Raw genomic sequence first — 25,865 nt, 5'->3', positions numbered from 1 at the left:
GGCCGAAGCCCCCGTTTCTCAGGCCTGAAGCAGACGCCGTAGCAGTTGCAGATCGTCGGCCAGCTGGCTGTCGGTCGCCATCAGCTCCTCGATCTTGCGCACGCCATGCATGATCGTGGTGTGGTCGCGCCCGCCAAAGCGGCGGCCGATCTCGGGCAGGCTGCGCGGGGTCAGCTGCTTGGCCAGATACATGGCGATCTGCCGGGGCCGCGCGATGGTGCGCAGCCGCTTCGGCCCGATCATGTCGCTGAGGCGGATATTGTAATGCTCCGCCACCTTGCGCTGGATTTCCTCGATCGTGACCTTGCGATCCGAGGCGCGCAGGATATCGGCCAGACAGTCCTGCGTCAGATCCAGCGTGATCTCGCGCCCCACCAGCGAGGCAAAGGCAAAAAGCCGCGTCAGCGCGCCTTCCAGCACGCGGACATTGGTGGTGATGCGATGCGCCAGAAACTCCAGCACGCCGGGCGCCAGGACCAGGCCGCGATACTGGTCGCGATACTGATCGGCCTTCTGTTGCAGGATACCCAGCCGCAATTCGTAATCGGTCGGATGCAGATCGACCACCAGCCCGCATTGCAGGCGGCTGCGAATCCGCTCCTCCAGATCCTTGATCTCGCCCGGGGCGCGGTCGGCGGAAATCACGATCTGCTTGTTCTGATCGACCAGCGCGTTGAAGGTATGGAAGAATTCTTCCTGCGTGCTGTCCTTGCCGGCGATGAACTGCACGTCATCGACCATCAGCACATCGACCGAGCGGAACAGTTCCTTGAAATCCATCACCGACCGGTCGCGCAGCGCCTGAACGAAGCGATACATGAACTGTTCGGCCGACAGATACAGCACGCGCAGATCCGGGCGTCGGGTTTGCAATTCATGCGCGATGGCATGCATCAGGTGCGTCTTGCCGAGCCCGACGCCGCCATAGAGGAACAGCGGGTTGAAGGTGACCGGCCCGCCCTCGGCCACACGCCGCGCGGCGGCATGGGCAAGCTCGTTCGGCTTGCCGACCACGAAACTGTCAAAGGTGAAACGCGCATCCAGCGGCGCGCCGGGCAGATCCTCATCCGCGGCACGGCGCGGGGCGGGGCGGGGCCGCGCCTCGGCGGGCTTCGATTCGGGTGTCTTGGCCGCAGGGCGGGCGGCGCCGCGCGGGGCGGCCTTGACCGCGAACTCCACGCGATCGACCTGTTGACCATTGGCATTCAGATGCGACCGGATATGGTCGCCGAAATTACGGTTGACCCAATCGCCAAAGAACGAGGTCGGAACCTCGAACCGCGCAACCCCGTTCTTCAGATCAGAAAGCCGCAGCGGCTCGATCCAGGTGGCGTAGTTGGTCTTTCCAAGATGTTTTTCAAGCTGCTCACGAATCTCACCCCAAGTTTCGTTCGTCATTTTCTTCTCAACCCGTCCCGCGCCATTCTTGGCCTGATTGGGGCAAAACGCCCGTCTTGAAACTTGGCGGTTCCAAACAGGGAACCGTCGCAGCGCGCGGCTGCGCCGGGGGGGTGAGGCGCAAAACAGTCGGCACGACGGGAAGGCCCGTCGTGTGACAGAAGTGCATGTCGCGCAAGTTGCGCAGACCTCAAGCAAGCTTCGCGTGACAATTGACGGGAACCTGCGTGAATGCGCAGGGTGGCAGCCCCCTCATCTGTCACACGATCTCGGCTTGTCCCCCAGGACACCGTGAATCGCATGGGCAAGCTAGCAAGGCGGGCGCAGGCCCTGCAACCGATCTTCTCTGTTGACAGGGGTGCCCGTTGCACCGAATCCCGCACCCCTTGCAAAAACGCCACGCCGGGGTGATTTGGCACCAGATTTCGTCAAAAAACCCTTGAAAACGCAAAAAGCGCGCCGATTGGCGCGCTTAGTGCGTGGTCTTCATGTCACGCCGGATTCGGCCGTTACATCAGGCCTTGGCGGCGACAGCCTTCACACGGGCGGTCAGGCGCGACATTTTGCGCGCGACGGTGTTCTTGTGCAGAACGCCCTTGGTGACGCCACGGGCCAGCTCGGGCTGGGCATTCTTCAGCGCTTCGGCAGCAGCGGTCTGGTCGCCCGAGGCGATGGCCTCTTCGACCTTGCGCAGGAAGGTGCGGATACGCGAACGACGCGCCTTGTTGACGGCGTAGCGGGCTTCCGACTGACGGGCGCGTTTCTTGGACTGGGGCGTATTGGCCATGGGCTTGGTTCCTTCGGATCTTCTGTTTCGGTGGCGACAATGACCCAAAGGCAGACCCCTCCGACAGAGCGGTCATGATTCTTGCCTAAGCGGGCCCACGCGCATGTGACGTGGGCCTATAGGGGAAAGGCCGCGGAAAGGGAAGCCTTATTTGTCGCGGAATTGCGGCGTGCGCTTTTCCAGAAAGGCGGCCATGCCCTCTTTCTGGTCTTCGCTGGCAAACAGCGCATGGAACACCCGCCGTTCAAACAGGATGCCTTCGCGCAGCGTGGTCTCATAGCTGCGGTTCACGCATTCCTTGACCACCATCGCGGTCAGCATCGACTTTTCGGCGATCTTGGCGGCGATCTTGCGCGTCTCGCTCATCAGATCCTTGGCCGGCACCACGCGCGACACCAGACCGCAACGCTCTGCCTCGGCGGCATCCATGAAGCGGCCGGTCAGGTGCATGTCCATCGACTTGGACTTGCCGACGAAACGGGTCAGCCGCTGCGTGCCGCCGATGCCCGCCACCACGCCCAGATTGATCTCGGGCTGGCCGAACTTGGCGGTATCCGAGGCGATGATGAAATCGCAGGCCATCGCCAGCTCGCAGCCGCCGCCCAGGGCATAGCCCGACACGGCCGCGATGATCGGCTTGCGCACGCGGGTGATCGCATCGGCCTCGGCGGCAAAGAAATCCTCGCCGAACATCTCCACAAAGCCCTTGGTGGACATTTCCTTGATGTCCGCCCCGGCGGCAAAGGCCTTTTCCGACCCGGTGATCACGATGCAGCGCACCGAATCGTCGCGATCGGCGGCCTTCAGCGCCTCCGACAATTCGCCCAGCAGCTTGCTGTTCAATGCGTTCAGCGCATCGGGCCGGTTCAGGCGGATCAGCGCGATATAATCCTCGATCTCGACGATCAGCGTCTCATAGGCCATGCGGAGGCTCCCCTTTGGTCTGCGAAGACTCCTACCAGCCTGACCGCAGGGCGCAAGGGCAAGGACGGGACGTTACCGCTGACAGGCAGGGCAGAAAAAGCTCGACCGCCCCGATTGCACGATTCGATGCAGCACCTGCCCGCATCCGGGAGTCAAACAGGGCTGGCCTTCACGGTCATAGACGCGAAAACGGTGCTGGAAATAGCCCAGCTCACCATCCGCCTGCCGATAATCCTTCAGCGACGATCCCCCGGCCTCGATCGCCTCGGCCAGCACCGCGCGGATCAGCGGCACCAGGCGCGCCATCTCCTCTGGCGTCACGTCGCGGGCCAGACGGGCCGGATGGATGCCGGCGCGGAACAGCACCTCGCAGACATAGATGTTGCCCAGACCCGCCACCAGATGCTGATCCAGCAGCGCCGACTTGATCGGCGTCGCGCGACCGCGCAGCCGCGCCGCAAGATAATCCTCGTGAAAATCGTTGCCCAGCGGCTCTGGCCCCAGCACCGACAGCAGCGGATGCGCCTCGGCCCCCGCCGTCGGCATCAGATCCATCGCGCCAAAGCGGCGGGCATCGTTGAAGGTCACGCGCGCGCCGCCCGCCATATCCAGCACCACATGATCATGCTTGGCCGGCGCCGGGTGATCGTGGTGAAAGCCACCGACCTGCGCGCCCGAAATCAGCATCCGCCCCGACATGCCCAGATGAACCAGCAGCGTCTCGCCGGTCGAAAGATCGGCCAGGATGTATTTCGACCGTCGCCGCAGCGCATCGACCCGCGCCCCGGTCAGCCGGTCGGCCATGCCCAGCGGAAAGGGCCAGCGCAGATCGGGCCGGTTCACCTGCGCGCGGGCGATCACCTGCCCTTCCATCACCGGCAACAGGCCGCGGCGGACGGTTTCAACCTCGGGCAGTTCGGGCATGGCTTCCCCTTCGGACAGATCGGCGCATTGCGGCGGGCGCGCTCTGGCCTATAAGGGGGTCCAGCGCCGCGACGGCAAGCCCTGCGAGTATCCGATGACCGACGACCAGAAAACCACCCATTTCGGCTTTCAGACGGTGAACGAGGCCGACAAGGCCGGCATGGTGCATGGCGTCTTTACCCGCGTCGCCAGCAAATATGACGTGATGAATGACGCGATGAGCCTTGGCATCCACCGCATCTGGAAGGATGCGATGATGGATTGGCTGGCCCCGCGCCCGGGGACAAGGCTGCTCGACGTGGCGGGCGGCACCGGCGACATTTCGTTTCGCTACCTCAAACGCGCGCCGGGCGCCCATGCCACCGTCCTGGACATGACCGAGTCGATGCTGGTCGAGGGGCGCCAGCGCGCCGAAGCCGGTCGCATGACCGACCAGCTGGATTGGGTGGTGGGCGACGCGATGGCGCTGCCCTTTCCGGCCAATACCTTCGACACCTATACGATCAGCTTCGGCATCCGCAACGTGACCCGCGTGCAGGACGCCCTGAACGAGGCCTATCGCGTGCTGCGCCCCGGCGGGCGGCTGATGGTGCTGGAATTCAGCCAGATCCCCAATGACCTGATGCAAAAGGCCTATGATCTTTACAGCTTCAACCTGATCCCGGTGATGGGCCAGGTGATCGCGGGCGACCGCGACAGCTATCAGTATCTGGTCGAGAGCATTCGCAAATTCCCCGATCAGGACAGTTTCGCCGGCATGATCCGCAAGGCGGGCTTTGGTCAGGTGAAATATCGCAACCTCTCGCTCGGGATCGCGGCGCTGCATTCCGGCTGGAAGATCTGATGCGCGGCCCCCACAATATCCTCCGCCTCGTGCGCACGCTGGCGACGCTGGAACGCACCGGCGCCATCGGGCAGGTTCTGGCCGCGATGGACGCGCCGCCGCGCCTGCGCGCCGTCGCCCGCATCCTCGGCTGGCCATTCAAATGGCTGGGGCTGAAGGGCGACCCGTCCCTGCCGCCGACCACCCGCGCCCTGACCGCACTTGGCCCGGCTTATATCAAGTTCGGCCAGATCCTTTCGACCCGTCCCGATATCGTCGGCGACGAACTGGCCGACCAGCTGCGCTATCTGCAAGACAAGCTGCCGCCCTTCCCCGTCTCGGTCGCCCGCGCGATGATCGAGGAGGAACTGGCCCAGCCGGTTGACACCCTGTTCAGCGCGTTTTCCGAACCCGTCGCCGCCGCCTCCATCGCGCAGGTGCATCGCGCGCGCCTTGCCGGCACCGGCGAGGATGTCGCGGTCAAGGTGCTGCGCCCGGGGATCGAACGCGCCTTCCGCCGCGATATCGACGCCTTCTGGTTCGCCGCGCGCGCCATCGAAACCCTTTCGCCCTCGTCGCGCCGGCTGCGGCCAATGGATGTCATCGCGCATTTCGAAGGCGTGGTAATGGGCGAACTGGACCTGCGGCTGGAGGCCTCGGCCGCCGCCGAATTCGCCGCCAATACCGAAGGCGATGCCGGTTTCCGTGTGCCCAAACCGATCTGGTCTCTGTCGTCGCGCAATGTGATGACGATGGGCTGGGCCGAAGGCGTGCCGCTGGCCGACAATGCCGCACTCGACGCCGCCGGCCATGACCGCGTGGCGCTTGGCGCGCGGGTGTTGCAGCTGTTCCTCAGCCATGCCTTGCGCGACGGGTTCTTTCACGCCGATATGCACCAGGGCAACCTGAAGGTCGGGCCGGATGGCAGCATCATCGCCTATGATTTCGGCATCATGGGGCGGCTCGACGAATATACCCGCCGCGTCTATGCCGAGATCCTGTTCGGCTTCATCAAGAAGGATTACCGCCGCGTCGCAGAGGTGCATTTCGAGGCCGGCTATGTGCCCGCCGATCGCGATATCGACGAATTCGCCCGCGCCCTGCGCGTGGTCGGCGAGCCGATCTTCGGGATGGAGGCCAGCCGTATTTCCATGGCGCGCCTTCTGGCCTATCTCTTTGAAGTCACCGAGAAATTCGGGATGCAGACCCGCACCGAGCTGATCTTGCTGCAACGCACGATGGTCGTGGTCGAAGGCGTGGCGCGCGGGCTTGACCCCCATATCAACATCTGGCAGGTCGCCCGCCCCATCGTCGAGGATTACATCAAGACGAATATCGGCCCGCGCGCGCTGCTGCGGGACCTGATGCAGACGGCGCGCGTGCTGGGCCGCTTCGGGCCCAAATTGCCGGCACTGGTTGAGGCGCAGCTGGTGCGCCAGTCGCGGCCACCGGCCGAGCCGCCGCGTGCTGTGCATCCGCTGGTCTGGATGGGGGCGGGTGCCGGGCTCGTGCTGCTGGGCGTTGTCGCGGGCGGGCTGCTTTAGCGCCGCTCCAGTTCCAGCCGCAGCGCCGCCGCGTAATCCGCATCGCCGCGGGCCGCCTTCCAGGCGCAATGCGCCGCGATACGCCAATGCAGGAGCGGGGCAAGCCTTTGATACCGCGCCACGATCTCGGTCTGCGGATAGGATGCCAGAAAGCGCGCCACGGCATCCTCTTGCAACGGTGCCCCGACATAAAGCATCTGCATCGCCGGCGACAGGAAGGTCGCGATATCCTCCGCCGGATCGCCCAGCGCCGGGCATTGCCAGTCGATGAAGATCGGGCCACCTGGCGCCGCGATGATATTGCCCGGCACGGCGTCGCCATGGATGAAGCGGCCCAAGGACGACAGGTCGGCAGGCCAGGCGGGGCAGACCGGCAGGCCGGCATCGGCAGGCGCCCAGCCCAGAATCTCGGCCCGCAGCATCGGTCCGGTCGCCCCCCTGCGCAGCCCCTCGGGCGGCGGCAGACCATGCAGCCGCGCTAATGCGCGGGCCACCGGCGCCGGATCGCCCGACCAGACCGCCCCCGGCACATGATCGTAGACCAGCCAGTCCGGGCCTGCGGCCCGCAGCCGTGGCGCCAGACCCTGCCCCGCCAGCGCTTCCAGCGCCAACCGTTCCTGTGCGGGAAGATTCGCGAAAAGCGGGCTCGCGGCCTCCGGGCGGTAGTGCTTCACCACGCAATCCCCGACCTGCCAGACCGCATTGCTGCGCCCGCCCCTCAGCGGCTCCCATGAGGCGGCCGGGTCCAGCACGGGCTGAACCGCCCGTTTCAACCGGGCCGAAGGCGTGAGGGGGCGCGCTGCCTGCATCATCGCCGCGCAAGCTAGGGCCAGCCCCCGCCATGCGCAAGTCAGAGCCCGTCACGCAGCGCCGTCACAGCCGAAGACGCCACCTTGCGCCCGCCCTGCATGACCAGGATCATCTCGCCATTCAGGCTCTGCACCTCGTCGATCCGGCCATAAACCTCGACCCCGGTCGTCTCGAGCGCCTCGCCATCAGCCGAATTCTCCACCACCAAGTCATAAAGCCCGTCGGCAAGCGGCTGGCCCGCCATATCCTTCGGTTGCCAGTCAAAGCCCTGGCTATTCACCGGCAGATCGACGCGACTCACCAGCTGGCCTGCGGAATTGCGCACGACCAAGACCGCCCTGTCGGCGCCCGCCGCGATCTCGGGCACGATCGGGACCGCCTCACCGCCCGAAACCAGCGCCGGCATCACCGCCCGCGCCTCATGCCCGACCCAGGTCGCGACCTGCGCCATGCCCAGCATCGCGACGCTGGACTGAAGCCCGGTCAGCAGCTTGTTCGTCTGTGTCTGCTGCTCCACTGCGGAAAAGCTGGCCAGCTGCGACAGGTATTCGGTGCTGTCCACCGGATTCATCGGATCCTGAAATTCCAGCTGCGTTGTCATCAGCTTGAGAAAGGTCTGAAAATCCGACGTGAGCGCGGCACTGCCCGAGGCGGCGGAACTGACCTTGGTCGCGCCGGAAGTCGTTGCAGCAACATCCATGGGTAACCTCCTAGATGCGAATGTTCAGTCCCGCCATCACTGGCATCGCAGCGGGGTGAGAGGACAGGTAGGACGGGTGAGGCGCCGCATTGGGCGGGTCGGCCATCTCGGGCGTTTCAACAGCCGCCTGCGACGGGGGCGCGTGCTGCGACCATTGCCCAAAGCTCATCTCTGCGCCGGAGAAACCGGCCTGATGCAGTTCGCGCGCGAGGGTATCGGCATGTCGGCGCATCAGGTCGAGCGTCTCGCCCCGCTCGACCTGCACCAACACGCGCAGGGTGTCGCCGTCGCGCGTTAGGGCGATTCGCAGCTGTCCCAGCTCCTCCGGGTCAAGCCGGATTTCGATCTGGTCAGCGCCCCCCTCGGATGACCGCGCGACGATCATCACGGGCTCGGCGGCCCGCGCCGCGTCTTGGGGGGCGTGTGTTACCAGCACTGATTCCTGCCGCAGATAGCCGTGCACGAGGTTGCCGATGCGCATCAGAGGTGGGTGACTGAGCGGCATTGCCTGCGCGATATCCAGCGCGGCCGCGGGCGTGCCGTCCGTCATTTGCGTCGGCCCCTCCGGCGCGGGATCGGCAGCAGCGGCAATCGGGGAATGCCGATGCGGCTCTGGCAGACCATGGGGCCGTTCGGGGGACGGCAAGGCGCGCTCTGCCGCCTCGGGAAGGTCGGGCGCAACCACCTTTTGCGGCGCGGCATCCGGTGCGATTCGCAGAGGCGTGGGCGCAGGCCCATGCGCGGGCAGGACAGGACCGGTCGGCATTTTCTCGGAAACCTGCGATGGAGCAGCAGCCCTGTCGGGTAGCGGAGTGTCTGCCGTCCCTTCGGGCATCGCCGGGGCCTCGGGCTTTGCATCGGCCGCGGGCGGCAATGCGCCCTCAGACAGCGGCACCCGGTGCGCTGACTCGGCCCCTCCTTCGGCGGGCGCCACCCTGCACCCGCCTTCAAATGTCGCTTCCGGAACCGCCGCCTCTGACGCAGGCGGCAGTTCTGTCGGAAGCGGGCAAGGCAGGGGCGCGCAGAGCAAGACCGTCTCACGCCCCGCCTCACCGTCATCGGACGCGGGGTCGTCTATAGTTCCGGGCTCAAGCTCGGTCAGAACGTCAAGGAAGGCCGCGCCATCACCAGAGGCCACGGCCATCGCCGGCAAGGGCACCGCGACGGGTGCGGGAAGAAGGGGCTCGATCATGCGGTATCCGTTCCTGCATCTGCCCGATCTTATTCCGCCAACTGGTTACCGGATGTTTACCGCCTTGCGAAATGATCGGGAAAATCCGCAGCAAATCAGGTGGCCCATGCAAATCCCCTCGCATTCGCAAGACCTCTCCGCCATTCCGGTGGACCGGCAGGAAAAGATACGCGCGAAGGCGCAGGAGCTCGAGGGCGCCTTCCTGGCCGAAATGCTGGGCCGCGCTGGCCTCCAACCCGTGCGGGGCCCCTTTGGCGGCGGCGATGGCGAGAATCAGTTCACGTCGTTCCTGCGCGAGGAACAAGCCCGCCAGATGGTCGCCGCCGGAGGAATCGGCCTTAGCGAAGCCCTTTTTCGCAGCATGATCCGGGCCGAAACCCATGAAGGATGACCCCGCCACCGAGATCGAATCGCTTTTGGGCGATCTGCGCGATTGCCTGCTTTCGGGGCGGATCGAGCGGCTCGAGGCGATCGAAGTTGCCCTCTCCGCCGCGCTGCCACGGCTGGCCGGCCGCGACCCGGAAACGCTGCAACAGTTGCTGGCATTGGCCGAGGCAAACCGTCCGCTCTTGCAAGCCGCAACCCGTGGCGTGCGCGCGGCACGGCGGCGCCTGGCCGAGATCGCGGCCGCGCTGGACGGCCTCGTGACCTATGACCATGCCGGGCAACGCCAGAGCGCGGCACCTGCGACCCGGCTGCATAGACGGTTCTGATCTTCTTCAAATGCAAGGCATTCCGCCTGCCCGAATATCCGGCTCTTAGCGATCTGTTAGCGGTTGGACCGCATCAATCGGAGGGCATCCCACGACGGGGTGGCGCGGCGCCGCCGAGGTAGCCGCAGGGCGCGAAAGCCAAATCGGCCAGATGGCCATCCCAGCCGCGAGCAAAGCCGCGGCGCATGAAAAGGACCAGGACATGTCGTCCATTCTGACGAATACCGGCGCAATGGTGGCCCTTCAGACCATGAAGGGCATCAATTCGAACCTCAACAAGGTTCAGAGCGAGATCTCGACGGGCAAATCCGTCGCCAGCGCCAAGGACAATGCGGCCGTCTGGGCCATTTCCAAGGTGATGGAATCGGATGTGAAGGGCTTTGACGGCATTTCCGACAGCCTCAACCTCGGCAATTCCACCGTGACCGTGGCGCGCCAGGCCGCCGAAACCGTCACCGACCTTCTGACCGAGATCAAGGGCAAGATCGTCGCGGCGCAGGGCGCCAATGTCGATCGCAACAAGATCCAGGCCGATATCGACGCGCTGACCGGCCAGATCGGCTCGGTCGTCGGGGCGGCGCAGTTCAACGGGCTCAATCTGGTGGATGGCAATACCGCCTCGATGGCGGTGCTGGCCTCGCTTGACCGTTCGGGCAGCACCACGGTCGCGTCTTCGATCACCGTCAACGGTCAGGATCTGGGCTTTGGCACCTATACCGCGAACGATGTCTTCTCGACCTCGGGCACGGCCTCGACCAATGGGGATACCTTCGTGTTGTCGCTCGACGGCGGCGGCGGCACCGGCGACTTCACCGTCGCGGATGGCACCAATGCCTGGGTGGCGGGCGACAAGATCTCGTTGCGGCTCGGCGAAAAGTCGGTGAGCTATACCGTCACCGCCGATGATGTGGATGCCGCCAACGCCTCCATGTCGAACACCGTGCCCGACATGATCGCGGTCGGGCTCAAGAACGCCATCGACAGCCTTGGCATCGACGGTCTGGTGGTGAACTATGACAGCGGCACCCCGGGGCAGCTTTCCTTCGTGAATGACGGCACGAACGACATGTCGGTGAACGGTCAGTATACCAATGCCGGTGCCGGTGGCCTTGGCGCGCTGTCGCAGATCAACGTGGTGAGCAATACCACCGATGCCCTCACCCGGATTGAGACCATGCTGCAAACGGCGGTCAACGCCTCGGCGGAACTCGGCTCGGCGCAGAAACGCATCGAAATCCAGCAGGATTTCGTGGGCAAGCTGGCTGACGCGATGAAGACCGGCATCGGCGCCATGGTGGATGCCGACATGGAGGAGGCCTCGGCCCGGCTCCAGGCGCTTCAGACCCAACAGCAGCTGGGCATCCAGTCGCTGTCGATCGCCAACCAGGCGCCGCAGTCGATCCTGTCGCTGTTCCGTTGACGGATCTGGCCGCGGCGACCCAGACCGCCGCGGCCTCTCCTTCGCACCCCATATCCAGGAAGGATGATCCGTGAACGCACAAGCTTTTGCCCGGGCCGCCTATGGCCGCCCCGAGGGCTCCCACCGCAATCCGCGGCAGGTCGAATATGACCTCTTCGCGCGCATCACCCGGCGCCTCCAGGATGCCTGTGCCCTGCGGGGCAAGGATTTCCCGGGCCTGGTCAGCGCCCTGCACGAAAACCTGCGGCTCTGGCGCCTGCTCGCGACCGATGTGTCGCATCCCGAAAACGGCCTGCCGCAGCAATTGCGGGCGCGTCTGTTCTATCTCTATGAATTCACCGATCAGCACAGCCGCAAGGTCATGTCCGGCAATGCCGCCCCCGAGGTGTTGGTGGAGATCAATACCGCTATCATGCGCGGCCTGCGCGGTGACGGAGATCGGCCATGACCGGGCTTGTGCTGAAACTCGGCCCGCATGAACGGGTGCTGATCAATGGTGCCGTGATCGAGAATGGCGACAGGCGGTCGCGGATCGCGATCATGACTCCCAACGCGCATATCCTGCGCCTGCGCGACGCGATTCACCCCGAGGAGGTGAATACCCCCGTCCGCCGGGTCTGCTATATCGCGCAGCTTGTGCTGTCAGGCGATGCCAGCCCCGAGGATGCGCGCCAGCAGCTTTTGCGCGGTATCGAGCAGCTGAGCCAGGTTCTGACCGACCATGACAGCCGGCTCCAGCTGGCCCAGGCCAGTCGCGCGGTTCTGGACGGGCAGACCTATCAGGCCCTGAAATCTCTGCGCGAACTCCTGCCGCGGGAGGAGCGTCTTTTTGCCGCGCGGCGCGCATGAGCGCGCAAATCTCTCTGCCCCTGGCCGGCTATGCCGGCTGGGCCTTCCTCAAACGGACCCAGGCGCAACAGATGGCCACGCTGGCCAAGGCACCGGATCAGGTCCGGGCCGAGACGTATTTCCGGGAAAAGATCGGCGGCATCGACACTGCCGAGCAGCTCGTGGCCGATCGCCGCCTGCTGAGTGTCGCTCTCGGCGCCTTCGGCCTGTCAGACGATATCAACAACCGCTACTTCCTGCGCAAGGTTCTGGAAAGCGACACTTTGCAAGGCGATTCACTCGCCAACAAACTGTCGGACAAGCGCTATGCCGATCTTGCCAATGCCTTTGGCTTCGGCACCTTTACGACGCCGCGCAACAAGCTTTCCGACTTTGCCGACAGGATCATCGCACAATATCGCCAGCAGGGTTTCGAGACCGCGGTTGGCGATCAGAGCGCCTCGATGCGTATCGCGCTTTATGCGGAACGCGAACTGCCCGACCTTGCACAATCCTCTGACAGCGAAACGACAAAATGGTTCAAGGTGATTGGGTCTGAACCGCTGCGCAACATGTTCCAGACCCTTTTCGCCTTGCCCTCCAGCTTTGGCGCACTTGATATCGACCAGCAGGTCGCGACACTGCGGAAGCGCAGCAAATCCCTGCTGGGTTCGCCGGATCTGTCGCAATTTGCCAAGCCCGAGGTTCTGGAAAAGACGGTCCGGCGCTATCTGCTTCAGGCCCAGATCGCCGAAGGATCAAACGGCACAAGTCCGGCGAGCGCGGCCCTGCAATTGCTGCAAGCCCGGCAGGGCAGTCTCTCGTTACGGTTATGAGTTCCGCAAACCAGCACGCGCCTGCACCACCACGGTGTGCGCACCGCGGTCAGTCTTGCGGCGCGGCCACGCTGACCCTTGCCGCACTGAGGATCGGATGGGGCAGCGGGGACCAGAGCGCGCGGAGCGCGACCAGCGCAAAGGCCGCCCAGCCCAGGCACCAGATCGCTGCGGACAGGGGCAGCGCCGCGGACCAGGCCGGATAGGCAAACCGCAGCAATGTCGCCAACATGACCAGCCCAAAGGCGGCCTTATGCGCGGTACCGGCCAGCAGTGCGCCGGGCAGGCGCCGCATCGAGGCGCGCGCCATCACCGCCAGGATCATGCCGCCCATCGCCCCCATGGTGAGTGCGTGCAGCCCTGCCGGCAGTAGCACGATCCCCGGCGTCACCAGCGCAAGGCCCGTCAGCAGCAGGCCCAGTGGCAACCAGCACCAGGCGATGACCAGCATCGCCAGATCGGCCTGCCGGGCGGCCCGCAGGGGCCAGCACCATATCCGCGCGCCCTGGCCTGCCGCGGCGATCAGCGTCAAGGCCCCTGCCTCTTGCCCCGTCCAACCCGCAAGCGGGGCGATAAGGGCCAGCGCCAACGCGAGATCGGCCAACCTTGGCAAGATGGGGGGCGAGGGCGGAAGCAACCCTGCCCGCGCCGCCAGAAAGGCCGGCACGATCCGGCCGCCGACCAGCGCGATCAGCAGGGCCAGCGCCAGCACCGCCGACAGGCCATCGCCGGTCAGTCGCAATCGCAACCCCACGATCAACAACCCGACCGGCGCCAGCGCAATCGGCACCCGCGACCAGAGCCGTGCCGACAGCACCGAACGCAACAGGCAAAAGCTCAACCCCAAGGGAAAGGCCGCGATGCCGGCCAGCACGATGCCGTCCGTTTCCCCCCCTTGCGCCGCGATCCGCCCGGCGACCCAGGCCAGCACCAGCAGGCGCAGCGCCCGCTGCCCCGGCCGCCAGCCGCGCCCCGCCCGCTTGATCCAGTGCGGGAGCGCGCTGAGCAGGTATCCGGCCATTGCGGCCCCCACCATGCCGAGCATCAGCTCTTGCCGGTGCCAGGCAACCGGATCCGCCACCAGCGGCAGCAGCCAGACCAGCGGCGCGACTGCGGCCCAAAGCGCGGCCAGCAGAAAAAACGGCAGATGCGGCGCCCGCCAGGGCGCCACAGGACCGAAGGCCCGCATCGCTCAGTGCGCCGGTTCGAACCGGGGAAAGAGGATGTCATTCTCGATCGCGACATGGGTCCGCAGATCGTCGGAGAATTTGCGCAGCCCGGTATAGAGCGCGGTCCAGGACCCGCAGGCGCCCTCGGGCAGGGTCAGCCCGTGGGTCACCCGCTCCACCGCGCCCAGCAGCGCGGCGGCGCTGTCATGTTCATGCCGCATCGCCGCGATCGGATGGGCGATCATCGCATGCCCACCCTGCCGCATCATCGGAAACAGCACCTGTTCCTCTTTCATCATGTGGCTTTCCAGATCGTCGCGCAGCGCGAGCAGCGCCTCGGTCAGGCCCAGCGGCGCGGCCTCGTGGTCGCCATGCACCGTCTCCACCTTCTGCGCGAGCGGGATCAGCCAGTGCAGATCGGTCCGGTGGGTTTCGTGATAGCGCGACAGGATGTGGTCGATCAGCGGCAGCGTCTCGTTCGGGGCATCGCGGCGCAGGCCGGCGGCCAGTTCCTGCAAGGCGGCCAGCACATCCGCGACCGCAAGGCCATTGCGCGCCGCAGCCTCGGCCAGGGTCACATTGCCACCGCAGCAAAAGCTGATGCCAAGCCGGCGGAACAGCTCGGCGGCGCCGGGCAGATCGGCGGCGATATCACCGACAGGCAGGGTAGGGGAAAGCTCGGTCATGGGGCATGTCCTTCGTTCGGGGTCCAGGCAGGCGCGGCGGGCGGGGCGATGCGCAGCAGATCGACGGCGCGCGCGGCGATCTGGGCGGTGATCTGCGCCGTCGTGGCGGGGCGCAGGTAAAAGGCGGGAACCGGAGGCATCACGATCGCCCCCATCTCTGTCGCGGCGGTCATGTTGCGCAGATGCGCCAGCGTCAGCGGCGCCTCGCGCGCCAAAAGCACCAGCGGCCGCCGCTCCTTCAGCTGGACCGAGGCGGCGCGGGTCAGCAAATTGTCATCCAGCCCCTGAGCAATGGCGGCCAGGCTGCGCATCGAACAGGGCGCGACGATCATCCCGTGCAGCGGACAGGAACCGCTGGCGATGGCGGCGCCAAGATCGGTGACCGGATGCACCCGGGCCGCCAGGGCACGCAGCGCGCCCACCGCATCCGGCCCGACCTCAAGCGCCAGCGTGCGCTCGGCCATGGCTGACAACACCAGATCCAGCTCTGCGCCGCGGGCGACCAGGGCGCGGGCACAATCCAGCGCCAGCACCGCGCCCGACGCCCCGGAAACTCCCAGCACGACCCGCGCTCTCATCGCAGCACACCGCGCAAAAGCGCCTCTGCCCGGGCCGCATGCGCCGGATCCAGTGCCATGACCTGCCCCCAGTCGCGCGTCGTCTCGGCCCCGATCTTGGTGGTGGCGTCGATCCCCATCTTGCCGGCCAACCCCTCGCGCGGGCTGGCGAAATCAAGATAATCCATCGGCGTTCCGTCGATCAGCATCACATCGCGCGCGGGGTCCATCCGCGTGGCCATGGCCCAGGCGATGTCATCCCAGGATCGCGGGTCGATATCGCGATCCACCACGATGATGGTCTTGGTATAGCTGAACTGCGCCAGCATGCCCCACAGCGCCAGCATCACCCGCCGCGCCTGGCCCGGATAGCGCTTGTCGATCTGCACCACGGCCATGCGGTAGGAACAGGCGGCGGGCGGCAGCCAGAGGTCGGTCACCTCAGGGATCTGGGCGCGGATCACCGGCAGGGCCAGGGAATTGAACACCTCGCCGATGACGGAGGGTTCGTCCGGCGGGCGCCCGGTGACCGTGGTCAGGTAGAGCGGATCGCGCCGGTGGGTGATCGCCGACAGCCGCATCAGCGGAAACCGCTCCACCGCGTTGTAATAGCCGGTATGGTCGCCAAACGGCCCCTCGGGCGCGGTTTCGCCAGGGTGGATCCAGCCCTCCAGGATGATCTCGGCGGTGGCAGGCACCAGCAGAGGCACCGTGCTTGCCGGCGTCCATTCCGCCCGCGCGCCGCGCAGCACGCCGGAAAAGGCGATCTCCGACACGGTTTCCGGCAGCGGCAGCGCGGCCGCCAGCAGGGTGGCAGGATCGGCGCCCAGCGCGATGGCGACGGGCATCGGCGCCTGCGCGCGGGCCCATGTGCGGTGATGCGCCGCGCCGCCCCGATGCGCCAGCCAGCGCAGGATTAGCCGGTCGGCGCCCAGAACCTGCGCGCGGTAGACCCCCAGATTATACCGCGACACCTGCGCCGGGGCGGAATCCTGCGGCCGGGTGATCACCACAGGCCAGGTCAGCAGCGGCCCGGCATCCTCGGGCCAGGGCGTCTGCGCCGGCACCAGCGACATGTCGGCAGGCGCGCGGTGATCCTGGGCCGGTCCGCGCCGTAGGATGCGCGGGCGCGTCTGCAACGCGGCCCGCAGCATCGGCCAGCGTGACAGCGCATCGCGCATGCCCTCCACCGCCGGCGGGCTGCGCAATGCGGCCAGAAAGGCGCCAAAATCCGGCACCTCCTCGGGCAGCAGGCCCAACCCTGCCGCCACCCGCGCCGGCGTGCCAAACAGATTGGCGATGACCGGCATCGCCGCAGGCCGCCCTTCCTGCATCGCCGCGTCAAAGCGCAGCACCGGCCCGCCCGCCCGCAGCGCCGCAAGCTGCACCGCCGTCATCTCGTGCCGCAGGGCCACCGGCTCGGCGATGCGGGCCAGATCGCCCGCCTCCTCGGTCCAGCCGAGAAAGGCGCGAAGATCGGCAAAGACGGGCAGGCTGCGCATGACACGGGTTCCTTTTCCGCCCGGATAACGCCCGCCCCGGCGAGGCGACTTGACTATCGTCAATCTCTGCCGCGCCCCGATTGCCTAAAAGGGCGCATGCCTTGCGGGACCGATCCATGACTGCACCCTTGCCGCGCCTGCCGCATGCCCTGCGGCTGGCCGCCCTGCCCCTGCCGCTGCGACCGCTGAGCCTGCTGCTGGGCGCCCTGACCCGGCGCATGGCGCAAGCGCACCCCGAGATGACCCGCCGGATGGGCGACCATGCCGACCGGCATTTCCTGATTGATCCGGTCGATCTGCCCTGGCTTTTGCTGCTGCATCCGCAGGGCCAGACCATGACCGCGCATCGCCGCAGCCGCCCGCCCGCCTGTGACGCGCGCATCGCCGGGCCGCTTTCGGCCTTTCTGGCGATGATGCACGGGGCCGAGGATGGCGATGCGCTGTTCTTTTCGCGCGATCTGGCGGTTGAGGGCGACACCGCCGCCGTGCTGGCCCTGCGCAACGCGATCGACGATGCCGAACTGGATCTGGCCGGCGAACTGGCCGCGCTTTCCGGCCCGCTGGCCGGGCCGCTGCGCCAGGCATTGCTGCGGGCCGAGCGCGCCAGCGGCCTGACCCTTCACCGCCAGGATGATTTCGCATGATGGAACTTGTCTGCCCCGCCGGCACCCCCGCCGCCCTGCGTGCCGCCGTCGAGGCCGGGGCACATGCCGTCTATTGCGGCTTTGCCGATGAAACCAATGCCCGCAACTTTCCCGGTCTGAACTTTACCCCCGAGGACATGGCCGAGGGCGTGCGCTTTGCCCATGCGCGCGGCGCCAAGGTGCTGGTCGCGATCAACACCTTTCCCCGCGCCGGGGCCGAGCCGCTCTGGCACCGCGCCCTCGCCCATGCCGAGGCTGCGGGGGTCGATGCGGTGATCCTGGCCGATCTCGGGCTCTTGGCCCATGCCGCCGAACATCACCCCGGCCTGCGGCGACACCTGTCGGTGCAGGCGGCGGCGGCCAATCCCGATGCGATCAACCTCTATGCCAGCGCCTTTGGTGTGCGCCGCGTGGTGCTGCCCCGCGTCCTTACGGTCGAGGAAATCGCCGCCATCAATCGCGAGATCGACGTGGAGACCGAGGTCTTTGTCTTTGGCGGGCTTTGCGTGATGGCCGAAGGGCGCTGTTCGCTTTCATCCTATGCCACCGGCAAATCGCCCAACATGAACGGCGTCTGTTCGCCCGCCAGCCATGTGGCCTATGCCGAAGAGGGCAACGATCTGGCGGCGCGGCTGGGCGGCTTTACCATCCACCGCACCGCCAGAACCGCCCCGGCGCCCTATCCCACGCTGTGCAAGGGGTGTTTCACCTCTGGCCCGCAGACCGGCCATATCTTTGAGGATCCGGTCAGCCTGGATGCCACCCATCTGATCCCGCGGTTGGCCGGCGCGGGGGTGCGCGCGCTCAAGATCGAGGGGCGGCAGCGCAGCCGCGCCTATGTGGCGCAGGTGGTGCGCGCCTTTCGCGCCGCGGTCGAGGCGCAGGCCGCCGGTCGGCCGCTGCCCGAAAGCCAGCTTGCCCGCCTGGCCGAGGGGCAAAAGGCCACGACCGGCGCCTATGCAAAGACCTGGAGATGACATGATGGACCTGACGGTGGGCCCCAATTTCTTTTTCTGGGATGCCACGCGTGTCCGCGCCTTTTACCACGACCTTGCCGAGACGCCGGTCGCCCGCGTCGTGCTGGGGGAACTGGTCTGTTCCAAGCGGCTGCCCTTCTGGCAAGATGAGATCGGCCCCGCCATCGACAGGCTCGGCGCCGCCGGCAAGGAGGTCGCGCTGACCTCGCTCGCGCTGATCACGCTACGGCGCGAACGCCGGCAGACCGCCGATCTGTTCGAAACGGGCCTGCCGGTCGAGGTGAACGACCTCTCTGCCCTGGCGCATCTGCCGGCGGGACAGCCCTTCTGGGTCGGGCCGCTGGTGAATGTCTATAACGAAGGCACCCTGCGCTGGCTGATCCGGCGCGGCGCGCGTCGGGTCTGCCTGCCGCCGGAACTGACGCTGGAATCCGTCGCCGTGCTGGCCCGTCTGGGGCGCGAGGAGGGCGTGCCGATCGAGGTCTGGGGTCATGGCCGGCTGCCGCTGGCCATTTCGGCGCGCTGCTATCACGCGCGATTGCATGACCGCGCCAAGGACAGTTGCCAGTTCGTCTGCGGCGAGGATCCCGATGGCCGCGACGTGGCGACGCTGGACCATCAGCGCTTTCTGGCGGTGAACGGCGTGCAGACGCTGAGCCAATCCACCGCCAGCATGGCCTTGCAGATCGACGCCCTGCGCGAGGCGGGCGTCGCCGCGCTGCGCCTGTCGCCGCAATCGCGCGACTTTGCCGAGATCTGTCGGGCCTATGCGGCGGGGCTGGCGGGGCAACAGTCGGGGGCCGATCTGGCGGCGCGCTTGCGGCCGCTGGTGCCCGATGGCATCCTGTCGGACGGGTTCCTGACCGGACCAGCCGGCGCGGCCTGGTCGGGCGATGCCACCCCCGCCCGTGTTCAGTAATGTCCAGCCAGCGGGCAATGCTGCACATTCCCTTGATCGCCCACCGCTTGCGGCGTAATCTGCCGCAATGGACAGACCGGATGAACAGGAAACGGGCTGGCGCGGGTCGCCGGAACTTTGGGTCTCTGCCGCCTATGATGCGCTGATCGAACAGGGCGTCGATGCGGTGCGGATTCAGACCCTCGGCGCGCGGCTGAAACTGTCGCGCACCAGCTTTTACTGGTTCTTCAAGGATCGCGCCGCGCTCTTGTCCGCGCTGATCGAGATGTGGGCCGGCCGCACCACCGAACCGATGGTCGCCGCCAGCCACGCCTATGCCGAAACCGGGACCGAGGCGATGCTGAACGTCATCGGCTGCTTTCTGTCGGAGACCAGCTTTGATGCCCGGCTGGAATTCGCGGTGCGGGGATGGGCCTTGCAGGATGCCGCCGTGCTGGCGCGGCTGCGCGCAGTGGATACCGAGCGTCTGGCCGCCTTGCAGCAGATGCTGGAACGCTGGGGCCATGATCCGCAGGATGCCGATGTGCGGGCGCGCACGATCTATCTGGTGCAGATCGGCTATATCTCGATGCAGACCGAAGAACCGATGGCCCTGCGGCTGGACCGCGTGCCGAACTATGTCGAGATCTTTACCGGCAAGCGCCCCCCCGCGAACGAGATGGCGCGGTTTCGCGCCCGTCTGACGGCCTGAAGGCGGTCAGGCCAGCGTGGTGCGGTGCGACAGCGGCGATTTGCCGAAATGGCCGCGAAACACCTTGGAAAAATGCGAAGTGGACTGAAACCCGCAGGCCATCGCGATTTCGGTGATCGACTGTTCGGTCTGCACCAGCAGGTTCTGCGCCCGGTTCAGCCGCATTTCCATGAAGTAGTGCTTGGGCGTGGAATTCAGATAGCGGCCGAACAGCCGCTCCAGTTGCCGGGTGGAAATGCCCAGCTCCTCGGCCACCAGGCTGGGCGAGACCGGCGCCTCGATGCAGCGCTCCATGATGGCGATGGCGCGCTTGAGATGGTCATTGCGCATCCCGTGCCGCGATTGCAGCGAAACCCGCTGTGCCGCACTCCCCTCTCGCACGGCGTTGTAGACCATCTGGTCGGCCACCTCGGTTGCGAGATCGGTGCCGTGCTGGCTGCCGATCAGATGCAGCATCAGATCCGCCGCCGCCGTCCCGCCCGAGGCGGTGATGATCCGCTCGCGCGCGACAAAGACGTTGCGGACCAGTCGCACGTCAGGGAATTCCTCAAGGAAAAGATCGTGATAGGCCCAATGGACCGCCGTCTCGACCCCGTCCAGGAATCCGGCCCGCGCCAGGACATAGGCGCCCGAACAGATGGCGCCCAGCGGCGTGCCCGCCGCCCTTTCGCGGCGCAGGAAGGCCAGCAATTCGGGCGTCACATGCTGCGTCATGTGGATGCCCGAAATGACGAACAGCCGGTCGGCATGACGCAGCGGCTCCAGCCCGCCCTGCACCAGCGTGACCGAGCCGTTGGAACAGGTCGCCGTCCCGCCCTCGGAGCTGATCAGCGTCCAGCGATACAGCGGCTTGCCCGCCACCAGATTGGCGATGCGCAGCGGCTCCAGCGCGCAGGAAAACGCCAGATGCGAAAACTCCGGCAGCATCAGGAAGACGAAATGGGTGGTCGCGGTCATCGCCTGCCCCGGGGAAAAGGGGCGCCCGTCACAGGCGCCCCGCATGTGGTGGTTACTTTGCCGCCGCGCGCGCGGCCGCCAGCCAGCTGTCATATTCCGCCTGATGCGCGGCGATCCAGTCCGCAGCATGCTTGTCGATGGCGGCGGGGGTATTCTCGCCATCCGCGATCAGCTTGTTCTGGGCCGAGATGTCGTTGATGTCGAGCTTGGCCACCTCGAACAGCTTGGCCGCCGCCGGGTTCGCCGCGAGAAAATCGTTGCGCGCGATCACGCCGATGCTGTCCACCGCAAAGCCGAGGTTCTTGCCCTCGTATTCGGTATTGCCGGTGGCGCCGTCGGGCAGGGCGGTGAAGGGCACGCTCAGCCATTCCACGTCGCGGCCCGGGACCAGCACACCCGAGACCCAATAGGGCGTCCAAGTGTAGTAGAGAATCGGCTGGCCATTCTGGAACCGCGCGATCGTATCGGCGATGATCGCCTGATACGCGCCCTGGTTATGCGTGACGGTGTCGCGCAGCTTGTAGGCGTCAAGCCCAGTCTCGATCACGCGCTCGCAGCCCCAGCCGGGAATGCAGCCCGCCAGGTCGGCCTTGCCATCGCCATCGGCATCGAACAGCTTGGCCACCTCGGGGTCGGCCAGCTGGGCCAGATCGGTGATGCCGCTGTCATAGGTCTTCTTGTCAATCAGATAGCCCTGAAGCGCGCCTTCGATATAGGTGCCGACCTTGGTCATCACCGCATCGCCGCCGGCCTCCTGGTAAAAGCCGTCATGCAGGCTGCGCCATTCCACCGCGCTGAAATCGGCGTCATTGGCGCCGACGGCCAGGATCATGGTCTGATAATCGGCCTGGTTCGGCTCGGCCACGGTATAGCCGAGGTCTTCCAGCGCGCGGAACAGGATCTTGTGCTGGAAATCCTCCTCCATCTGGGTGGACATGATCGGCCGGACGGTCACGCCTTCACCGGGTTTGTCCTGCGCCAGGGCGGGGGTCGAAGCCAGAAGCGCCAGAAGCGCCGTGGCAGTGCTGAGGTGTTTCATGGATATCTCCAGGTTGGTTGGTGATGTCGCGTTCAGCGCGTTTCTTCATTTTTTGGGGTGAAAAATCCGGCCACCAGGCCGACAGGCCCGGTCTGCCACCAGGGTTTGTGTCCGCGATCACGGCCCGACCGGCCAAGCCCCTGGGTGATGCGGTCCAGCACGATGGCCAGCATGACGATGCCAAGGCCGCCGACGATGGCCTTGCCGGCATCCAGCCGCCCCATGGCGCGCAGCACCTCGTTGCCCAGCCCCTTGACCGAGATCATCGAGGCGATGACCACCATCGACAGCGACAGCATGATCGTCTGGTTCAGCCCCGCCAGAATGGTCGGTGTAGCCAGCGGCAGTTCCACCTTGCGCAGGATCTGCCCGGGCGAGGCGCCGAAGGCGCGGGCGGCCTCCACCACGGCGGGATTGACGCCGCGAATGCCCAGCGAGGTCAGCCGCACCAGCGGCGGCAGCGCAAAGATGATCGTCACGATCACCCCAGACACATTGCCGATGCCGATCATCATCACCACAGGCACCAGATAGACAAAGGCCGGGATGGTCTGCATCGTGTCCAGCACCGGGCGGATCACGGCCTCGAACCTGTCGCTCTTGCCCGCCAGCACGCCCAGCGGCAACCCGATCAGCACGCAAAGCAGCACCGAAGCCGTCACGATGGCGAGCGTCGTCATGGCAAGGCCCCAGGCCTCGGGCGCAAGGACGCCCAGCACCATCAGACAGCAACCGACCACGATTGCCGCGCGCCGCCCCGCCGCCTGCCAGGCGATCAGCACCAGCAGGATCAGCATGACCAGCGGCGGCACCGCCTGCAACGCGCCCTCGATGCCGATGATCGCCTTTTCAAAGACCCGCTTGATCGGCTGGATCATGTCGCGGTTGGAAATCGCCCATTGCTTGATCCCGTCGGCCCAGGTCGCGATGCCAAGGTCGATCGAGGCGAAAGGGTTGAGCCAGTCGAACGTCGTCGTTTCGGCCATCAGGCGGCCCTCCCTTCGGTTTCGTCACGGCCCTGGATGCCCCGCAGCAGCGCGCGCTTGGTCACCACGCCGATCGCCACGCCCTCGGCGCGGACCAGGATCGGGTGATCGGTGCCCACGGCCAGATCGACCAGTTCGTTCAGGTTTTGCTCTGGCCGCGCCACCGGCCAGCGCGCGGTATCCTGCGGGCCATGCGCCTGCGTATAGGCGGCCAGCGGCTGCATGATGCGCGCCGCCGTCACCAGATCGAGCTTGGAGATCCCCGCCACGAATTCGGCGACATAATCGTCGGCGGGCTCGGTGACGATCTGTTCGGGCGTGCCGATCTGCACCAGCACGCCGTCCTTCATGATCGCGATGCGGTCACCGATGCGGATCGCCTCGTCAAGGTCATGGGTGATGAAGACGGTGGTCTTGTGCAGCTCGGCCGACAGATCCATGAAAGTGCCCTGCAATTGCCGCCGGATCAGGGGGTCGAGCGCCGAAAACGGTTCATCCATCAGCAGGATCGTCGGGTCCGCCGCCAGCGCCCGCGCCAGGCCGACGCGCTGCTGCATGCCGCCCGACAGCTCGTCCGGGTATTTGCGATCCCAGCCGGTCAGGTCCACCATCTCGATCGCGCGCGCGGCCACCTTGGCGCGCTCGGCCTCGGACGCGCCGCGCACCTCCAGCGAAAAGGCCACATTGTCGCGCACGGTGCGATGCGGCATCAGCGCCATCGACTGAAACACCATGCCGATCTTTTCGGCCCGCAGTTGCCGCAGCTCCTGCGCGTTCATCGCATTGACGTTCTGCCCCTCGATATAGACCGCGCCCAGCGTCGGTTCGATCAGGCGGTTGATGTGGCGGATCAGCGTCGATTTGCCCGACCCCGACAGCCCCATGATGCAAAAGATCTCGCCCCTGCCGACGGTAAAGCTGGCATCCTGCACGCCGACCACGCAGTCGAACTTTTCGCGGATTTCCTTTTTCGTCAGGCCCTCGTTGCGCACGGCCTCTGTCGCCTGTCGCGATCTGTCACCGAAGATCTTCCATATCCCCTCGCAGCGGATGACGTCCTCGCGCAGTTCGACCATGCAGAATCCCCCTTGAACTGAGGAAAACTAACCACAGATTTTTTCAGTAGACAATATGTATTTTGATGCACTACACAATGGACACGAACCCTGACTCGCAGTCAAAACAGACTGGCAACTCAGGCAGGAGCATCCCCATGGAAACCGAATCGCGCAGCAAGAAAGCCATCTGCACCGAGGACTTGCGCCGCAAGATCCTGACCCAGGTGCTGGAGCCGGGCGTCTATCTGGACGAAACCGAGCTGGCCGAAACCTATGGCATCTCGCGCCCCCCGCTGCGCGAGGTGCTGCGCCAGCTGGCCGGCGAAGGCTATGTGGTGCTGCATGAAAACCGCGGCGCGCAGGTCGCGCCGATGACGCACAAGACCCTGCGCAATTTCTTTGTTGCGGCGCCGATGATCTATGCCGCGGTCACCCGTCTGGCCGCCGAACATGCCACTGCCGCACAGATCGCGCGGCTGAAGGAATGCCAATGGGCGTTTCGTCAGGCGATCCGCAACGGCAATGCCGCCGAACGCGCCGTCGGCAATGAACGGTTCCATTCCATCATCGGCGACATGGCCGATAACGAATTCCTCATGCCCAGCCTGCGGCGCCTGCTCATCGACCATACCCGCATCGGCATGACCTTTTACGACCCGCGCAAGGCCGCCATGGCCTGCATCTCGGCCACCGCAGCCGATCAGCATGACGAATTCATCGCGCTGATCGAGGCCGGCGATGCAGATGCCGCCGCCGATCTGGCCGTGGCGCATTGGGAACTGTCGCGCGCCCAGATCGAAAGTTTCGTCACCCCCGTCAGCATTCGCTTCCCGCTCGGCCGCGCGCCGGAGCCGCTGGAGCAGAGAGGAGCCTCATGAGATTCGAGGGCATCTACACCCCCGCCATCACCCCCCATCGCGAGGATGGCAGCATCGACCACGATGCCTTTGTCGCGCAGCTGGAATATCTGATCGCGGCCGGGGTTCACGGCATCATCAACGGCGGCTCGACCGGCGAATATTATGCCCAGACCATGCAGGAACGGCAGGAACTGGCGACCCTCGCGCGTGAGGTGACGCGCGGCCGCACGCATCTGATGGTGGGCACCGTCGCGATCCGGCTGGAGGATTCGCTGACCATGGCCGAACATGCGGCGCATATCGGGGCGGATTCCATCCTGGTGGGCAGCCCGCCCTATTCCGTCCCGACCGAGCGTGAAAACGCCCTGAACGCGCTGGCCATCGACCGCGCGGCGGAACTGCCGGTCATGCTCTATAACTATCCCGGCCGCATGGGCATCACCATGGGCGAGGAATTCCTGGACCGCGTGGGCCGGTCGCGCAACATCTGTGCCATCAAGGAAAGCAGCGGCGACATCAACCGCGTGCATCTGCTGGCGCGCGATTACCCGCATATCCAGATGTCCTGCGGCATGGACGATCAGGCGCTGGAATTCTTTGCCTGGGGCGCGCGCAGCTGGGTCTGCGGCGGGTCCAACTTTCTGCCGGCCGAACATCTGGCGCTGTATCGTGCCTGCGCGATCGAGGGCAATTTCGACAAGGGTCGCCGCATCATGTCGGCGCTGATGCCGCTGATGCGGGTGCTGGAACAGGGCGGCAAGTTCATTCAATGCATCAAGCATGGCTGCGAGATGATGGGCCAATATGCCGGCCCGCCGCGCCCGCCGCTGAAACCCCTGAACAAGGACGACAAGCGCCAGCTGGAACAGACGGTGCGCGTGCTCAAGACCACCATCGCCCAGATCGTTGCGGAGTAAGGCC

29 protein-coding genes are annotated in these 25,865 nt (G+C 66.0%); 14 read left to right on the top strand and 15 right to left on the bottom strand.

Annotated features, from left to right (window positions below; genetic code table 11):
• Positions 1 to 18: 18 nt before the first annotated feature.
• From dnaA to mutM, 4 genes are all read right to left on the bottom strand, one after another.
• Entirely contained in the window at positions 19 to 1,398 is a 1,380-nt protein-coding gene (gene dnaA / locus FOA17_RS12480) for a chromosomal replication initiator protein DnaA (protein ID WP_149141819.1), read from the bottom strand.
• Positions 1,399 to 1,912: 514 nt separating this feature from the next.
• Entirely contained in the window at positions 1,913 to 2,185 is a 273-nt protein-coding gene (gene rpsT, locus FOA17_RS12475; RefSeq protein ID WP_149141818.1) for a 30S ribosomal protein S20, read from the bottom strand.
• A gap of 147 nt (positions 2,186 to 2,332) precedes the next feature.
• Positions 2,333 to 3,109 (bottom strand): enoyl-CoA hydratase, encoded by a 777-nt coding sequence (locus FOA17_RS12470; protein WP_149141817.1) that lies wholly within the window; start codon positions 3,107 to 3,109, stop codon positions 2,333 to 2,335.
• A gap of 72 nt (positions 3,110 to 3,181) precedes the next feature.
• Positions 3,182 to 4,033 (bottom strand): bifunctional DNA-formamidopyrimidine glycosylase/DNA-(apurinic or apyrimidinic site) lyase, encoded by an 852-nt coding sequence (gene mutM, locus FOA17_RS12465; RefSeq protein ID WP_149141816.1) that lies wholly within the window; start codon positions 4,031 to 4,033, stop codon positions 3,182 to 3,184.
• Between the two features lie 94 nt (positions 4,034 to 4,127).
• On the opposite strand from mutM, the gene ubiE reads away from it, so the two are divergent.
• Entirely contained in the window at positions 4,128 to 4,877 is a 750-nt protein-coding gene (gene ubiE, locus FOA17_RS12460; protein WP_149141815.1) for a bifunctional demethylmenaquinone methyltransferase/2-methoxy-6-polyprenyl-1,4-benzoquinol methylase UbiE, read from the top strand.
• On the top strand, positions 4,877 to 6,400 hold the full coding sequence (ubiB, locus tag FOA17_RS12455) for a 2-polyprenylphenol 6-hydroxylase (RefSeq protein ID WP_149141814.1): 1,524 nt from the start codon (positions 4,877 to 4,879) through the stop codon (positions 6,398 to 6,400). The genes ubiE and ubiB overlap by 1 nt, the downstream gene beginning before the upstream one ends.
• Here ubiB and FOA17_RS12450 read toward each other — a convergent pair.
• From FOA17_RS12450 to FOA17_RS12440, 3 genes are read right to left on the bottom strand one after another with little or no spacing between them, the layout of a single operon-like run.
• The gene (locus tag FOA17_RS12450; protein ID WP_149141813.1) at positions 6,397 to 7,212 is read right to left on the bottom strand and encodes a phosphotransferase family protein; all 816 of its coding nucleotides are present in this window, start codon (positions 7,210 to 7,212) and stop codon (positions 6,397 to 6,399) included. The genes ubiB and FOA17_RS12450 overlap by 4 nt on opposite strands.
• Before the next feature lie 38 nt (positions 7,213 to 7,250).
• Complete coding sequence (locus FOA17_RS12445; protein ID WP_149141812.1) at positions 7,251 to 7,910, bottom strand: flagellar hook capping FlgD N-terminal domain-containing protein; 660 nt, start codon at positions 7,908 to 7,910, stop codon at positions 7,251 to 7,253.
• Positions 7,911 to 7,920: 10 nt separating this feature from the next.
• Positions 7,921 to 9,102, bottom strand: a complete 1,182-nt coding sequence (locus tag FOA17_RS12440) for a flagellar hook-length control protein FliK (RefSeq protein WP_149141811.1) — start codon at positions 9,100 to 9,102, stop codon at positions 7,921 to 7,923.
• Here FOA17_RS12440 and FOA17_RS12435 point away from each other — a divergent pair.
• The 6 genes from FOA17_RS12435 (at position 9,101) to FOA17_RS12410 (ending at position 12,899) form a co-directional block, all read left to right on the top strand.
• Positions 9,101 to 9,493, top strand: coding sequence for a rod-binding protein (locus FOA17_RS12435; protein ID WP_420841709.1), 393 nt, complete (start codon positions 9,101 to 9,103; stop codon positions 9,491 to 9,493). The two genes, FOA17_RS12440 and FOA17_RS12435, sit on opposite strands and share 2 nt — an antisense overlap.
• Positions 9,483 to 9,815, top strand: a complete 333-nt coding sequence (locus FOA17_RS12430) for a hypothetical protein (protein ID WP_149141810.1) — start codon at positions 9,483 to 9,485, stop codon at positions 9,813 to 9,815. The genes FOA17_RS12435 and FOA17_RS12430 overlap by 11 nt, the downstream gene beginning before the upstream one ends.
• A 202-nt stretch (positions 9,816 to 10,017) precedes the next feature.
• Entirely contained in the window at positions 10,018 to 11,235 is a 1,218-nt protein-coding gene (locus tag FOA17_RS12425) for a flagellin (RefSeq protein ID WP_149141809.1), read from the top strand.
• Between the two features lie 70 nt (positions 11,236 to 11,305).
• Positions 11,306 to 11,683 carry a flagellar biosynthesis regulator FlaF gene (flaF, locus tag FOA17_RS12420; protein WP_149141808.1) on the top strand — a complete coding sequence of 126 codons (378 nt, stop codon included), beginning with the start codon at positions 11,306 to 11,308 and terminating at the stop codon, positions 11,681 to 11,683.
• Complete coding sequence (flbT, locus tag FOA17_RS12415) at positions 11,680 to 12,084, top strand: flagellar biosynthesis repressor FlbT (RefSeq protein WP_149141807.1); 405 nt, start codon at positions 11,680 to 11,682, stop codon at positions 12,082 to 12,084. The genes flaF and flbT overlap by 4 nt, the downstream gene beginning before the upstream one ends.
• Before the next feature lie 71 nt (positions 12,085 to 12,155).
• Entirely contained in the window at positions 12,156 to 12,899 is a 744-nt protein-coding gene (locus tag FOA17_RS12410) for a DUF1217 domain-containing protein (RefSeq protein ID WP_238991806.1), read from the top strand.
• Positions 12,900 to 12,948: 49 nt separating this feature from the next.
• On the opposite strand, the gene FOA17_RS12405 is transcribed toward FOA17_RS12410, so the two are convergent.
• From FOA17_RS12405 to FOA17_RS12390, 4 genes are read right to left on the bottom strand one after another with little or no spacing between them, the layout of a single operon-like run.
• On the bottom strand, positions 12,949 to 14,088 hold the full coding sequence (locus tag FOA17_RS12405) for an NnrS family protein (protein ID WP_149141805.1): 1,140 nt from the start codon (positions 14,086 to 14,088) through the stop codon (positions 12,949 to 12,951).
• A gap of 3 nt (positions 14,089 to 14,091) precedes the next feature.
• Positions 14,092 to 14,754, bottom strand: coding sequence for an iron-sulfur cluster repair di-iron protein (ric, locus tag FOA17_RS12400; RefSeq protein WP_149141804.1), 663 nt, complete (start codon positions 14,752 to 14,754; stop codon positions 14,092 to 14,094).
• Positions 14,751 to 15,332: a UbiX family flavin prenyltransferase gene (locus tag FOA17_RS12395; RefSeq protein WP_149141803.1), complete on the bottom strand. Its 582-nt coding sequence runs from the start codon at positions 15,330 to 15,332 to the stop codon at positions 14,751 to 14,753. Before FOA17_RS12395 ends, ric begins: the two co-directional genes overlap by 4 nt.
• Positions 15,329 to 16,813 carry a UbiD family decarboxylase gene (locus tag FOA17_RS12390; protein ID WP_149141802.1) on the bottom strand — a complete coding sequence of 495 codons (1,485 nt, stop codon included), beginning with the start codon at positions 16,811 to 16,813 and terminating at the stop codon, positions 15,329 to 15,331. Before FOA17_RS12390 ends, FOA17_RS12395 begins: the two co-directional genes overlap by 4 nt.
• 116 nt (positions 16,814 to 16,929) lie before the next feature.
• On the opposite strand from FOA17_RS12390, the gene ubiT reads away from it, so the two are divergent.
• From ubiT to FOA17_RS12370, 4 genes are all read left to right on the top strand, one after another.
• Positions 16,930 to 17,457 (top strand): ubiquinone anaerobic biosynthesis accessory factor UbiT, encoded by a 528-nt coding sequence (gene ubiT / locus FOA17_RS12385; protein WP_149141801.1) that lies wholly within the window; start codon positions 16,930 to 16,932, stop codon positions 17,455 to 17,457.
• Positions 17,457 to 18,434, top strand: coding sequence for a ubiquinone anaerobic biosynthesis protein UbiU (ubiU, locus tag FOA17_RS12380; protein WP_149142004.1), 978 nt, complete (start codon positions 17,457 to 17,459; stop codon positions 18,432 to 18,434). Before ubiT ends, ubiU begins: the two co-directional genes overlap by 1 nt.
• Before the next feature lie 4 nt (positions 18,435 to 18,438).
• Positions 18,439 to 19,353 (top strand): ubiquinone anaerobic biosynthesis protein UbiV, encoded by a 915-nt coding sequence (gene ubiV / locus FOA17_RS12375; protein WP_149142003.1) that lies wholly within the window; start codon positions 18,439 to 18,441, stop codon positions 19,351 to 19,353.
• A gap of 67 nt (positions 19,354 to 19,420) precedes the next feature.
• The gene (locus FOA17_RS12370; RefSeq protein WP_149141800.1) at positions 19,421 to 20,044 is read left to right on the top strand and encodes a TetR/AcrR family transcriptional regulator; all 624 of its coding nucleotides are present in this window, start codon (positions 19,421 to 19,423) and stop codon (positions 20,042 to 20,044) included.
• Between the two features lie 6 nt (positions 20,045 to 20,050).
• Here the strand turns inward: FOA17_RS12370 and FOA17_RS12365 are convergent, their stop codons facing one another.
• The 4 genes from FOA17_RS12365 to FOA17_RS12350 are packed head-to-tail and all read right to left on the bottom strand — an operon-like array spanning position 20,051 to position 24,102.
• Positions 20,051 to 21,001 (bottom strand): GlxA family transcriptional regulator, encoded by a 951-nt coding sequence (locus FOA17_RS12365; RefSeq protein ID WP_149141799.1) that lies wholly within the window; start codon positions 20,999 to 21,001, stop codon positions 20,051 to 20,053.
• Between the two features lie 52 nt (positions 21,002 to 21,053).
• Positions 21,054 to 22,040 carry a glycine betaine/L-proline ABC transporter substrate-binding protein ProX gene (gene proX, locus FOA17_RS12360; protein WP_149141798.1) on the bottom strand — a complete coding sequence of 329 codons (987 nt, stop codon included), beginning with the start codon at positions 22,038 to 22,040 and terminating at the stop codon, positions 21,054 to 21,056.
• 32 nt (positions 22,041 to 22,072) lie between these two features.
• Positions 22,073 to 23,026, bottom strand: coding sequence for an ABC transporter permease (locus FOA17_RS12355; RefSeq protein ID WP_149141797.1), 954 nt, complete (start codon positions 23,024 to 23,026; stop codon positions 22,073 to 22,075).
• Positions 23,026 to 24,102: a quaternary amine ABC transporter ATP-binding protein gene (locus FOA17_RS12350; RefSeq protein WP_149141796.1), complete on the bottom strand. Its 1,077-nt coding sequence runs from the start codon at positions 24,100 to 24,102 to the stop codon at positions 23,026 to 23,028. The genes FOA17_RS12355 and FOA17_RS12350 overlap by 1 nt, the downstream gene beginning before the upstream one ends.
• 137 nt (positions 24,103 to 24,239) lie before the next feature.
• On the opposite strand from FOA17_RS12350, the gene FOA17_RS12345 reads away from it, so the two are divergent.
• Together FOA17_RS12345 and FOA17_RS12340 are read left to right on the top strand one after the other, a co-directional pair.
• On the top strand, positions 24,240 to 24,962 hold the full coding sequence (locus tag FOA17_RS12345) for a GntR family transcriptional regulator (RefSeq protein WP_149141795.1): 723 nt from the start codon (positions 24,240 to 24,242) through the stop codon (positions 24,960 to 24,962).
• Positions 24,959 to 25,861 (top strand): dihydrodipicolinate synthase family protein, encoded by a 903-nt coding sequence (locus FOA17_RS12340; protein ID WP_149141794.1) that lies wholly within the window; start codon positions 24,959 to 24,961, stop codon positions 25,859 to 25,861. Before FOA17_RS12345 ends, FOA17_RS12340 begins: the two co-directional genes overlap by 4 nt.
• The last annotated feature ends 4 nt before the right edge of the window (positions 25,862 to 25,865 follow it).

The organism is Gemmobacter caeruleus, assembly GCF_008271655.1.
Classification (GTDB): domain Bacteria; phylum Pseudomonadota; class Alphaproteobacteria; order Rhodobacterales; family Rhodobacteraceae; genus Gemmobacter; species Gemmobacter caeruleus.
This window is presented reverse-complemented; position numbering and strand designations above follow the sequence as displayed.